Raw genomic sequence first — 14,105 nt, forward strand, 5'->3', positions numbered from 1 at the left:
GGCCGGTTCGCCACGCCGGTGCTGCGCCGCTCACCGGCGGGCCCGGTGCCGGGCCCGGCCACCCCGCTCGGGGGTACCGCGCTGGTCACCGGCGGCACCGGCGGGCTCGGGGCGCTCGTCGCCCGCAGGCTGGTCACCGCCCACGGTGTGCGCCGGGTGCTGCTGCTCAGCCGGCGGGGCCCGGCCGCACCCGGCGCGGACGAGCTGGTCGCGGAGCTGACCGCGCTCGGCGCCGAGGCCGAGGCGGTGGCCTGCGACGCCGCGGACCAGGCGGCCCTGCGCCGGGTGCTTGCCACCGTTACGGCCGAGCAACCGCTGACCGCGGTCGTGCACGCCGCCGGGGTGCTCGACGACGGGCTGGTCTCCACGATGGGCGGTGCGGCGCTGGCCAGGGTGATGCGGCCCAAGGCCGAGGCCGCCCTGGCACTGCACGAGCTGACGGCGGACATCCCCACCGTCGCCGCCTTCGTGCTGTTCTCCTCGGCCGCCGGGGTGCTCGGCACCGCCGGGCAGGCCAACTACGCCGCCGCCAACGGCGTGCTCGACGCGCTGGCCCGCAGGCGGCACGCCGCGGGTCTGCCCGCCACGTCGATCGCGTGGGGGCTGTGGGCGCGGCGCAGCGGGATGACCGGCCAGCTGGACGACGTCGCGATCCGCCGGCTCGCCGCCGCGGGCATCGGTGAGCTCGACACCGACGGCGGGCTGCGGCTGTTCGACGCCGCCCTGCGCGTCCCCGCCCCGGTCGTCGTGGCGGCCCGCCTGTACGGCACCGGTACCTCCGGCCTGCTGCGCGGGATCGCGCCCGCCCGCCCACGCCCGGCGGGCCGGCCGGAACTCGACCGGTCGGTGACCGAGGAACTGTCCGGGTTGTCCACCGAGCAACGGCGGACGCGGATGGTCGAGATCGTCCGCGAGCACACCGCCGCGGCCCTCGGGCACGGTGCGCCGGAGGCGGTCGAGGTGTCCACCTCGTTCAAGGCGCTCGGCTGCGATTCCCTCATCGCCGTCGAGGTACGCAACCGGCTCGCCGCGCTGACCGGGCTGCGGCTGCCCGCCACCGTGGTGTTCAGCCACCCCACCCCCGTGCAGCTCGCCGCGTGGCTGCTCGACCAGCTCGGCCTGACCGACCGGGGAAAGCCGGCCGTGCGGGACGAGCGGGCGGTGGGGCCGCACGACGACGTCGATACCCCGGTGGTCGGGCCCGTCCGCACCGACGCCGAGGAGATCGAGCACATCCTGACCGGCGCGGACGTCGCCGAGTTGTTCGCGCTGATCGACACCGACCCCGACCTCGATGACGAAGAGGTCGCGGCAACCGGGGGGAGGAGCGTCGATGGCTGACGAGGACGAGCTGGTCACGTACCTGCGACGGGCGACGGTCAAGCTGCAGCGTGCCCGGCAGCGGCTGCGCGCCGTCACCGAGGCGTCGCACGAGCCGATCGCGATCGTGGCCATGGGCTGTCGGTTTCCGGGCGGGGTGCGCGGCCCGGAAGACCTGTGGCGGCTGGTGGCCGAGGAGGCCGACGCCGTCGGCGAGCTCCCGGACGACCGTGGCTGGGACATCGCCACCCTGGTCGACCCCGAGCCGGGGGTGCCGGGGCGGACCTACACCACCGCGGGCGGTTTCCTCGACGACCCCTACCAGTTCGACCCGGTGTTCTTCGGCATCAGCCCGCGCGAGGCGGCGGCCATGGACCCGCAGCAGCGGCTGCTGCTGGAGGTGTCCTGGGAGCTGTTGGAGCGGGCCGGTATCGACCCGGACTCGCTGCGCGGCAGCCCCACGGCGGTGTTCGTCGGCGCCATGGGCGGCGAGTACGGCCCGCGCCTGCGGGAGGCGGACGAGGAGGCTGCCGGCTACCTGCTGACCGGCACCTCGCTCAGCGTCGCCTCCGGCAGGCTGGCGTACCGCTACGGCCTGCACGGCCCGGCGGTCACCGTGGACACCGCCTGCTCGTCCTCGCTGGTCGCCGTGCATCAGGCGGTGCGCGCGCTGCGCCTGGGGGAGTGCGACCTGGCCATGGCGGGCGGCGTGACCGTGATGACCTCCCCCGGGGTCTTCGTGGAGTTCGCCCAGCAGCGTGGGCTGTCCCGGGACGGCCGCTGCAAGTCCTACGCCGCCGCCGCCGACGGCACCGGCTGGGCCGAGGGCGCGGGCCTGCTGCTGCTGGAACGGCTGTCCGACGCCCGCCGCCACGGGCATCCGGTGCTGGCCGTGGTGCGGGGCAGCGCGGTCAATTCCGACGGGGCGAGCAACGGGCTCACCGCGCCGAGCGGCCCGGCGCAGCAACGGCTCATCGCCGCGGCGCTCGCCGACGCCCGGCTCGGCGCAGCCGACGTGGACCTGGTCGAGGGGCACGGCACCGGCACCACGCTCGGCGACCCGATCGAGGTGGACGCGTTGCGGGTCGGCTACGGAGACCGGCCGGCCGACCGGCCGCTGTGGTTGGGGTCGCTGAAGTCGAACATCGGCCACGCCCAGGCCGCGGCGGGCGTCGGCGGGGTGATCAAGGCGGTGCTGGCGCTGCGGCACGGCGTGCTGCCGCGGACCCTGCACGTCGACCGGCCGACCCCGGAGGTGGACTGGGCGGGCAGCCCGGTGCGGCTGCTCACCGAGGCCAGGCCGTGGCCGGACACGGACGCGCCCCGCCGGGCCGCGGTCTCGGCGTTCGGCATCAGCGGCACCAACGCCCACGTGATCCTGGAACAGGCCGACGAGGCCACCGGCACGTCGGCGGGGTCCACCGGGCCGCTGCCGGTCGTGCTGTCCGCGGCGACCCCCGCCGCGCTGCGGCGGCGCGCCGCCGACCTGGCCGGGCACCTGCGCGCCCACCCGGAGATCGGCCCGGCCGACGTCGCGTTCACCCTGGCTGCGGGCCGAGCCGCGCACCGCTACCGCCGCGCGATCCTCGTCGCCGACCGCGACGACCTGATCGCCCGGCTGGCCACCCCGCAGGAGCCGGGCACCGCGGCGCGGGTGGTGTTCGCCCTCGACGCCGGCGTCCCCGACGCCGAGGCGCGGCTGGCCGAGCTGCTGGCGGCCGAGCCCGCCGCAGCCGCGTTCGCGGACGAGTGCGGCGACGCCGTCCCCGCGTTCACGCTGCTGTACACCCTGGCCCGGCTGCGGCTGAGCTGGGGGCTGGCGCCGCAGGCGGTGTACGCGTGCCCGAGGTCGATCGGCGTCGCGCACGCGGTGGCCGGCGGGCACGACGTCGCGGCGGCCCGTCGGGTGTGGGCCGACCCGAGCTGCGCGGTCGAGCCCACCGGCCTGGCCTTCCCCGTGCGTCCGCTGGCTGAGCTGCCGCCCGAGGCGGTGGCGCTGGCGGGCGAGCCGCCGGTCGAGTCGCTGTGCCGGGCCTGGGCCGCGGGCGCGACCCCGGACTGGACGGCGGTGTTCAGGGACCGGCCGGCCCGGCGGGTGGCGCTGCCCACGTACCCGTTCGAGACCGCCCGGTACCGGCTCGACCCCGCCACCGAGCCTCCGGAGAGCGGTGGCGCGGTCGCGCTGGGTGCGGTCGCCGCGCTGACCCGCGAGCTGGCCGTGACCGGCACCGAGCCGTTCCTCGCCGACCACGTGGTCCGGGGCGTGCCCACGCTGTCGGCCGCGGCGGGCGCGCTGCTGGGGCTGTCGGCGCTGCGTGGGCTCATTCCCGACGTCCGTGGACTGCGTCGGTTCGGATTCGACCGTCCGTGCGAGGTGCCGGGGCCGCGGACGCTGTCGGTGACCGCGCGGACGGCCGACGGCGGCCGGTTCGAGATCCTCGGCGAGGACGGGGTCCCCTACTGCTCGGGCGCCGCGCTCACCGGTCCGGTCCCGGCGGCCGAAGAAATCTCCCTCGACCAGGGCGGGACGGTGGTCGGGCACGATCGCTGCTACGACCTGCTCGGCGCGGGCGGGCTGGACTACGGGCCGGGGCTGCGCGGCCTGCGCACGGTCACCGTCGGGGACCGGGTGGCTGTCGCCGAGCTGTCGCTGCCGGCGGTTGGCAGCGAGTCCGAGCGTTCGGCCGCCGTCCTCGACCTGGCGATCCAGGCCGCCGCCGTCTCGATCCTGCACACCGCGCAACCGGGCACCCTGCTGCTGCCGGTCTCGGTGGACACCCTCGTGCTCGACGGGCCGGTCGTGACCGCCACCACCGCCGTCGTGCGGACGGCGGCCACCGGCGGGGTGGTCCGGGCCGACATCCGGGTCCTCGACGGACGGGGCAGGACCCTGGCCCGTCTCGACAGGGTCGCCCTGCGGGCCGTGGGTGACCACGGCGCCGCGCTGGTCGCCCGGCACTGGTCGCCCGGCGCGGCCGTGCCGACGCCCGGACCGTTGGCGGGCACCTGCCTGGTCCTCGGTGACGCCGAGGTCGCCGGGGTGGGCGAGCGGGTGGTCACGGTCGCCGCTGGTGCCGCCTTCCGTCGGGTGGACCGGCTGCGGTACGAGATCGCGCCCGGCAGGGCGGAGGACCACACCCTGCTGCTGGCCGCGCTCGCCCGGGACGGGCTCCGGCCGGACCGGGTCCTGCACACCTGGGCCCGTGGCGCCGACCCGGACATGGTCACCCCCGATGACGTGGACCGAGGTGTGCGCTCGCTGCTGCACCTGTGCCGTGCCCTGCTCGCCACCGCGCCCGCCGGGCCGGTGCGGATCGTGGTGGCCCACGACGGGGCGCCGTCCGCGCTCGGCCTGGACGGGTTCGCGCGCACCGTGTCCGCCGAGGACCGGCGCCTGCGGATCAGCCTGGTCGACGGACCGGACGAGGTGCTGCCCGCCGAGTTCGCGGCGACCGACCCGGTGGTGCGCCACCGCGACGGGGTACGGCAGGTCCGCCGGTACCGGGACGTCACCGTGGACGGGACCGGGTGGGCACCCCGCGACGGTGGGGTGTATCTGGTCACCGGCGGTGCGGGCGGTGTCGGGTTGAGCATCGCCGCGAGCATCGCCGACCGGGCCCGGGTCCACCTGGTGCTGGTCGGCCGTTCCGCCGAGCCGGGGCCGGACGCGCGCGCCGCCGTCGACGAGCTGGCGGGCAGGGCACTGTCGGTGACCTACCGTGCGGTCGACGTCGCCGACCCGGTGCAGGTCGAAGCCCTGGTCGCGCAGGTGCGGGCCGCGCACGGCGGGATCACCGGCGTGGTGCATGCCGCCGGGGTGCTGCGCGACGCGCTGCTGGCCGACACCACGGACGCGTACCTCGACGCCGTGCTGGCCCCCAAGGTGCGCGGCGCCGCCGTGCTGCACGCCGCGACGCTGGGCGAGCCGCTGGAGTTCTTCGCCCTGTTCACCTCGATCGCCGGGGTCGTCGGCAACCCGGGCCAGTCGGCCTACGCCTACGCCAACGCCGTGCTGGACGCCATGGCCGAGCGGCGGGCCGAGACCGGTGCGCCCGGCCGCACCGTGGCGCTCGCCTGGCCGCGGTGGCGGGAGGGCGGCATGCGGCAGGGCGACCGGTCCGCGGCGGAGCTGCTCGTCCGCTTCGGCCTGCGCGACCTGCCCACGCACGACGGTGTGGCCGCGTTCGCCGCGGCGCTCGGCCGCGAACCGGGGGCGCTGCTGGTCGTGCCCGGCGACCCGGGCGCCACCCTCGCCGCGCTCGACGCCGCCTCCGTTCCCGCCGACGTGTCCGTCCCCGCCGACGCGTCCGAGCCGGTGGATGCCGACGACGCGGCCGACGAACGGGGGGAGGACACGGCGGCGCGGGCCCGCCTGCTGCTGCGGACCCTGGTCGCCGAGCAGACCCGGCTGGCGGTCGAGAGCGTCGAGGACACCGTGCCGCTGGAGCGCTACGGCCTGGACTCGCTGATGGTCACCCGGCTCACCGCCGAACTGGAGACCCGCCTCGCCGTCGGGATCGACAAGACCCTCTTCTACGAGTTCGCCACGATCGCGCAGTTGGCTGACCACCTGGCCGCCGAGCACCGGGCCGCGCTCACGCCGTCGCCCCCGCCGTACCGTCCGGCGGCCACCGAGCCCCGCGCCGAGCGTTCGCAGGACGGGCCGATCGCGATCATCGGGCTCAGCGGGCGCTACCCGATGGCCGACGACCTGGACGCGTTCTGGGACAACCTGGTGTCCGGCCGCGACTGCGTCACCGAGATCCCGGCCGAGCGCTGGGACCCCGACCGCGACTTCGACCCGACGCCCGGCCGGCCGGGGGCCAGCTACTCACGGTGGGGCGCGTTCCTCGACGGGGCCGACCGGTTCGACCCGCTGTTCTTCGGCATCTCCCCGCGCGAGGCCGAGCTGATGGACCCGCAGGAGCGGCTGTTCCTGCAGACCGCCTGGCACGCCGTCGAGGAGGCCGGGTACCGGGCCGGGGACCTGGCCCGCCGCCCGGTCGGGGTCTACGTCGGCGTCATGCACAGCCACTACCAGCTCTACGGGGTGGACGCGATGCGTGCGGGCAGGCCGGTCCCCGGCTCCTCGCCCGCGTCCATCGCGAACCGGGTGTCCTACACGCTCGACCTGCGCGGCCCCAGCGTCGCGGTCGACACCATGTGCTCCTCGTCGCTGACCGCGATCCACCTGGCCTGCCTGTCGTTGCGGTCCGGGGAGTCCGAGCTGGCGATCGCGGGCGGGGTCAACCTGTCCCCGCACCCGTACAAGTACGTCTTCCTCAGTCAGGGCCGGTTCCTGTCCACCGACGGCCGCTGCCGGTCGTTCGGCGCGGGCGGCGACGGCTACGTGCCCGGCGAGGGCGTCGGCGCGGTGCTGCTCAAGCCGCTGGACCGGGCGCTCGCCGACGGCGACCACGTCCACGGGGTGATCGTCGGCAACGCCGTGACCCACGGCGGCCGGACCAACGGCTACACCGTGCCCAACCCGGACGCCCAGCGGCGGGTGATCGCCGCCGCGCTGGAGTCCGCCGGCGTGGACCCGTCCGAGGTGCCGTACGTGGAGGCCCACGGCACCGGGACGGGCCTCGGCGACCCGATCGAGATCTCCGGACTGGCGAAGGCGTACGCGGGCGCGGAGCGGATCGCCATCGGCTCGGTCAAGTCCGGCATCGGGCACCTGGAGTCCGCCGCCGGGATCGCGGGCCTGACCAAGGTGCTGCTCCAGCTGCGGCACCGCAGGCTGGCGCCGTCGCTGCACGCCGAGACCCCCAACCCGGACATCGACCTGGGTCGTACCCCGTTCGTGGTGCAGCGCGAGGTGGGCGAGTGGCCCGCGCCGGACGCCGGCCCGCGTCGCGCCGGGCTGAGCAGCTTCGGCGCGGGCGGCGTCAACGGGCACCTGGTCATCGAGGAGGCGGCACCGGTCCCCACCGCCGCGACGGTGGCCGCGCGGCAGCGCCGGGAGCTGGAACTGTTCGTGCTCTCCGCCCGCGAGGACGACCGCCTGCGTGCCTGTGCCGCCCGGCTTGCCGAGTTCCTGCGCACCGCCCGGGTCGACCTCGCCGACGTCGCCCACACCCTGCGCGTGGGGCGGGAACCGATGGAGCACCGGCTGGCCCTGGTGACCGGCAGCGGCGCCGACCTGGTGCACGCCCTGACCGCGTTCGCCGCGGGCCGGGTCGTGGACGGTCTGGTGACCGGCGTCGCCCGTACCGGTGAGCGCGCCGAAGCCGGGGCGGGCCTCACCGCGCTGGCCCGCTCGTGGGTCCGCGGGGCCGACCTGCCCGCGCCCGCCCCGGGCGGTCGCCGGGTGTCACTGCCGCTCTACCCGTTCGCCGAGGAGCGGTACTGGGTCGACCTGCCCGACGACCCGCCCGGCACGGTCACCGTGCGTCCGGACGACCCGGTGCTGCGCGACCACGTCATCCACGGCACCAGGCTGCTGCCGGGCAGCGCCTGCCTGGAGTTGGTGCGCGCCGCCGCCGAGGCGACCGGGCGCGGGCCGGTGCGCGGGCTGTCGGCGGTGACGTGGGGCAGCCCGATCACCGCGGACGACGGCCCACGCCGCCTGCGGGTGGTCGTCGAGGGCGGCGAGCGGACGCCCTTCGAGGTGGTCGGCCAGGACGGGACCGGGCACATGCGGGGGGCCGTGGAATTCGGCGAACCGGGGCCCGCGCCCGCCCGGCTGGACCTCGACGCGGTGCGTCGCCGGTGCGCCGAGCGCCGTACGGGTGCCGAGGTGCACGCGTGGTACCACCGCGCCGGCTTCGCCTACGGGCCCGCGTTCGACGTGATCGAGGAGGTCCACAGCGGACCGGGTGAGGCGTTGCTGCGGGTCGCCGCCCCGGCCGTCGACGTCGGCGGCGGCCTGCTGCACCCGACCCGGCTCGACGGTGCGCTGCGGGTGTGCCACTGGGTCGGCGGGCCGCCCGCGGGCGACCCGGCCATCCCGTTCAGCCTGGGCGCGGTCCGCTTGCGTGGCCCGCTGCCGGAGGTCTGCTGGGCGTACGCGGTCGTGCGTCCCGGCACCGACCCGGCGCGGCTGCGCTACGACGTCACCCTGACCGACGCGGACGGGTACGAGGTGCTCCGGGTGGAGGACTTCGCGCTGCGCGCACCGGCCCGATCCGGGCTGGCCTGGTACCGCCCGACGTGGCAGCCCGCCGGGCCCGCGTCCCCGCAGGCGCCCGCCGCGACCCTGCTGCTGTGCGCGAGCGATCCCGGGTTCACCGTGGCCGGGTCGTGGTCGACGGTGGTGCGGGTGCCCGGGCCCGCGGACCTCCCGGCCGCCGTGCGCGACACGCAGGGCGACCTGGACGTGCTGCTGGCGTGGGGGCTCGACGCCCCCGCCGACCCGGAGCACGGCGTGCTCGCCGCGCTGTCCCTGGCCCAGGCGGGCCTCGGCCGCCGGGTGCGGTGCCTGGCCGTGTGGCCGGACACCGGCGAACCCGGCCACGAGGCCGTCGCCGGGTTCGCCCGGTCCGCAGGCCGGCACTTCCCCTCGTTCCACCTCGCCACCCTGCGGGTCGGCCCGGGTGTCGACGCGGCGCGGGCGGCCGTCGAGGAGTTCGGCGCGCCGCGCGGACTGGAGGTGCTGCGCCGCGCGGACGGCCGGTTCGTCCGGGCCGTCGAGCGGCTGGCCGAGCTGCCCGCCACCCGACCGGCGCCGCTGCGCCCCGGTGGGGTGTACCTGATCACCGGTGCCACCGGGGCGCTCGGCCGGTGGCTGGCCACCGAGCTCGCCCGGCGGTACGCCGCCCGGCTCGTGCTGGTGTCCCGCACCGCTGACCGGCACCCGGACCTGGCCGAACGGGTGCGCGCGTTCGGGGCCGAGGCGCTGCTGGTGTCGGCGGACGTCGGTGACGCCGAGGGCGCCCGCCGGGCCGTGGCCGAGGGCCGGGCAAGTTACGGCCGGTTGGACGGCGTGTTCCACCTCGCCGGTGTCTCCGACGACGTCCCGCCCACCGACGTGGACCCCGCCCGCTTCGTGGCCGCGATGGCCGCCAAGGCCGACGGGACCGCGTACCTCGACGCCGCGACCGGGGACGCGCCGCCGCCGCTGTTCGTGGTCTTCTCCTCGCTGGCGTCGCTGCTGGGCGACTTCGGCGGCGCGGGGTACGGCACTGCCAACCGGTTCGCCGACGCGTACGCGCTGCGCCGACCCGGCGCGCTCACGCTGTCCTGGCCGCTGTGGGCGATCGGCGGGCTCGACGATCGGCTCGACGACGGCCAGTGGTCGGCCTACCGGTCGCTGGGCTTCGCCCCGTTCGACGCGGAGACCGGCTGGGCCGCGCTGGAGCAGGCGCTCGCCGCGGCGGAACCGTGGCTGATCCCCGCCGTGGGGGACCACGCCCGTATCGCCGAGACGTGGCGGTCTTTCAGCGCCGCGCCCGCGTCCCCCGACAGCCCGGACGAGACGGCGACCGGGCGGGGCGCCGACCTGCGCACGGTCGCGGTCGACCTGCTGCGGACCCACCTGTCGACCGTGCTGCGGGTTCCCGCCGGGCGGATCGCCGAGACCGACACGCTCGACCGGTTCGGCATCGACTCCGTCATGATCATGGAGCTGAACGCGGCCCTCGCGGGTTCGCTGGCCGACCTGCCGCAGACGCTGTTCTTCGATCACCGCACCCTCGGCGCGCTCGCCGACCACGTGACCGCCCACCACGCCGAGGACCTGGCGCGGCTGGCCCCCGCGCCGGCGGTGGGGCGGCCGGCCGCCAACTCGGTGGCCGCGACCACCGTGAGCCCGTCCACCCGGCCCGCGCCGCCGCCTCCCGGCGACGACATCGCGATCATCGGCATCAGCGGCCGGTACCCCGGGGCCGACGACCTCGACGAGTTCTGGGCGCGGCTGAGCGAGGGCGTCGACTGCGTCACCGAGGTCCCCGCCGACCGCTGGGACGCCGCCGCCGGCTACGACCCGCAGGGGCGCGCGCCGGACTCCACGACCGGCCGGTGGGGCGGCTTCCTGTCCGCCGTGGACACCTTCGACTCGCGGTTCTTCCGGCTCTCCCCGCCCCAGGCGCGGGCCATGGACCCGCAGGAGCGGCTGTTCCTGGAGACCGCCTGGGCGGCGCTGGAGGACGCCGGGTACCCGCCGAGCAGGCTGCCCGCCGCCCACCACGCCGACGCCGGCCTGGACGTGGGCGTGTTCGCGGGGGTGATGTGGGGCGACTACGCCACCCTGGCCGCCGAGGAGTCGTTCCGGGGCAACCCGGTCTCGGTGCCCGCCAACCGCGCCTCCATCGCCAACCAGGTGTCCTACTTCGGCGACTTCCGCGGCCCGAGCATCACCGTGGACACCGCCTGCTCCTCCTCGCTGGTCGCCATCCACCTCGCGGTGGAGAGCCTGCGCCGGGGCGAGTGCGCCTACGCGATCGCGGGCGGGGTCAACGTGCTGGCCCACCCGCTGAAGTACGTGAACCTCAGCCGGATGAACATGCTCGCCGCCGACGGCCGCTGCCGGTCGTTCGGTGCGGGCGGCACCGGCTACGTGCCCGGCGAAGGCGTCGGCGCGGTGCTGCTCAAGCCGCTGGCGGCGGCCCTGGCCGACGGCGACCGGATCCACGCGGTCATCCGGTCCAGCGCGGTCAACCACGGCGGCCACACCAACGGCTACACGGTGCCCAACCCGGCCGCTCAGCAGGCCCTCATCGACCAGGCGATGCGTGCGGCGGGCCTCGACCCGGCCGGCGTCGGCTACGTCGAGGCGCACGGCACCGGCACCGCGCTGGGCGACCCGGTCGAGCATGCCGCGCTGGAACGCGCCTTCTCCGGGCACGGCCTGGCCACCGGCAGCCGCGCGCTCGGGTCGGTCAAGTCCAACATCGGCCACCTCGAGGGCGCGGCGGGCATCGCCGCGCTCACCAAGGTGGTCCTGCAACTGCGCCACCGCGCCCTGGTGCCGTCGCTGCACTCGGCCACCACCAACCCCGGCATCGACTTCACCCGGTCGGTGTTCACCGTGCAGCAGAACCTGGCGTCCTGGCCGGAGACCGCGCCGGGGCGGCCCCGTCGTGCCGGCATCAGCTCGTTCGGCGCGGGCGGCACCAACGCCCACCTCATCGTCGAGGAGCACCGCCACGACCGGGTCGCGCCCCGGCCCGGGCACCCCGAGGTGCTGGTGTTGTCCGCGCTCACCGAGGACCGGGTGCGCGAGCAGGCCCGCCGCCTGGCCGCCGCGCTGTCCGCGGCCGACGCGCCCGCGCTCGTCGACGTGGCGTACACCCTGCGCGTCGGACGGATGCCGATGCGTCACCGGCTCGCGCTGACCGCCCGGGACACCGCCGAGGCCGCGGCCGTGCTGCGCCGGTTCGCCGCCGGCGAGCGGCCGGACGGCGTGTTCACCGGGGACGCCGACGCGGCCAACGCCCTCGGGGACGTGTTCACCGGTACCGACTCCGGCGCGGAGTTCGTCCGGGGTCTGCTGCGCGAGGGCCACGCCGACCGGCTGGCCCGGCTGTGGGTGTCCGGCGTGGACCTGGACTGGTCGGCGCTGCCCACCGGGCCGGTGCCGCCGCAGGTGGTGTCGCTGCCGACCTACCCGTTCGAACCAGAGCGGCACTGGCTGACCACCACCGCGCGGCCTGTCCCCGCGGGCGCGGCGGTGCTGGTGGTGCGGCCCTCGGACCCGGTGCTGGCCGAGCACGAGGTCGCGGGGGAGCGGGTGCTGCCCGGCGTTGCCCACCTGGCCCTGGCCGCCGGGGCGCTCGTGCCCGGCCGTGCCGCGTTCGCGGTGAGCGGGGTGCGCTGGCTCTCCCCGGTCGTCGCCGGCGCCCGGCCGGTGCGACTGGACCTGGTGACCGAACCCGCCGACGGTGGGATCGGCTACGAACTGCGGGACGCCGACGGCGTCCGCTCGCGCGGAACCCTGCACGTCCAGCCCGTGGCCGAGCCCGCGCCGGTCGACCGGGCGGCCGTCGCGGCCCGGTGCCGCACCGAGGTGGACCCGGCGGGGATGTACGCGCGGTTGCGTCGACGGGGCCTGCGCTACGGGCCGTTCTTCCGGCTGGCCGAGTCGGTCCGCACGGGCGACGGCGAGGTGCTGGTCCGGTTGCGCACCGACGTCCCCACCCCACCCGGTTACGCCCTGCACCCCGGGCTGGCCGATGCGGCCCTGCACGTCCTGGCCGCCGTGGTGGCCGACGACGACGAGCCGGTGCTGCCGTTCGCCGTCGACCGGGTCACCGTTCACCGGCCGCTGCCGTTGGCCTGCCACGCGCACGCCGTCGAGCGCGACGGCCGCTGCGACGTCGTCGTGTTCGACGACGACGGGGCGGTGTGCCTGACCGTCACCGGGCTGGTGCTGCGCCCCCGCCCTTCGGCCGAGCCCGATTTCCTCTACGTGCCGTCGTGGGCGGTGGCGCCCGCGCCGCCGCGCGCCGCGCCGGACGACCGCCCCGTGCTGCTGGTCGCGGGCGCCGCGGACGCCACGCTCGCCGACCGGATCGCCACGGCGCACCCCGGCGCCGAGGTCGTGCGCGTCGCGCCGGGAGAATCCGCCGCGCGGTTCCGCGCCCTGCCCGGAGCCCGGCAGGGGCTGGTCTACTTCCTCGGGTCGGTGAGCGGCGTCGACGACCAGCGGGACGAGTCGGTGCTGGCGCTCCACGGCCTGCTCGCCGAGCTGCGCGACCACGGCCTGCTGCCGGGGCCGCTGCGGCTGAAGGTGGTCACCGGTGACGCCTGCCCGCTGGGGGACCGGGACGCGGCCCGCCCCGGCGCGGCCGGCCTGGCCGGGCTGGCGATGACCGTGGACAGCGAGCTCGGCGAGCTGGGCACCGCGCTGCTGGACGTGCGCGGGGCCGAGGTCGCCGCCGACCCGGACACCGTGGCGGCGGCGATCGTGGCCGAGCCGTACGCGCCGCGGGCCCGCCAGGTCCTGCTGCGCGCCGGGGTCCGTTACACCCGCAGGCTGCGCCTGGCCCGGCTGGCCCGGCCGGAGCGGCCCGCGTTCCGTGACAACGGGGTGTACCTGTTGGTCGGCGGGCTCGGCACGATCGGCTTCGACACCGCGATGCACCTGGCGGGACGCTACGGCGCCCGGCTGGTCCTCGTCGGCCGCGGCGCGCTCGACGGCCGCAGGCAGGCCCAACTGGAGCGGATCGAGCGCGCGGGCGGACAGGCGGTGTACCTGACCGCCGACGTCACCGACCCCGCCCAGACGGCGGCGGCGGTGGCCGAGGCCCGACGCCGGTTCGGCGCGCTGCACGGCGTCCTCGACGCGGCCATGGTCCTGGTCACCACCGCCTTCGGCGACCTGGACGCCGAGGGATTCGCCGCCGCGCTGCGGGTCAAGGCCGAGGGCACCCGGGTGCTGTGCGCCACGCTCGCCGACGAGCCGCTGGACCTGTTGCTGTTCTACTCCTCCGGCATCTCCTTCGGTGGCAACCAGGGCCAGGCCGGTTACGCCGCGGGCAGCGTCTACCAGGACGCGTACGCGTTGTCCTTCGGCCGCACCGCGCGGTTCCCGGTGCGGGTGATCAACTGGGGCTTCTGGCACTCCGGCGGCGACCAGGACCGGCAGCGGGCCCTGGAGCGGCTGTCCGCGTCCGGGGTCACGCCGATCGGCGCGGCCGAGGGCATGCGGGCGCTGGAACTCGTCGCCGCGCACCGGCTCGGGCAGGTGGTGGCCACCAAGGCGGACCAGCGCATCCTGGCGGGGGGGGGGGGGGGGGCCCCCCCCCCCCCCCCCCCCGGGGGGGGCCCCCCCCCCCCCCCCCCCCCCGGGCCCCCCCCCCCCCCCCGACCGGACAGCCCCCCTCTGGACACCACAAACCCCA

The 14,105-nt window shown here is 76.9% G+C and carries 2 protein-coding genes; both read left to right on the plus strand.

Going from position 1 to position 14,105, the window contains the following annotated elements; genetic code table 11:
- The coding region (locus ABT023_RS28120) for a type I polyketide synthase (protein ID WP_350889604.1) at positions 1–1,341 on the plus strand (1,341 nt) is incomplete at its 5' end.
- The coding region (locus ABT023_RS28125) for an SDR family NAD(P)-dependent oxidoreductase (protein ID WP_350889606.1) at positions 1,334–14,105 on the plus strand (12,772 nt) is incomplete at its 3' end. The genes ABT023_RS28120 and ABT023_RS28125, both read left to right, overlap by 8 nt.

The sequence above is a fragment of the Micromonospora sp. NPDC002296 genome, from assembly GCF_040296145.1.
Taxonomy (GTDB): domain Bacteria; phylum Actinomycetota; class Actinomycetes; order Mycobacteriales; family Micromonosporaceae; genus Micromonospora.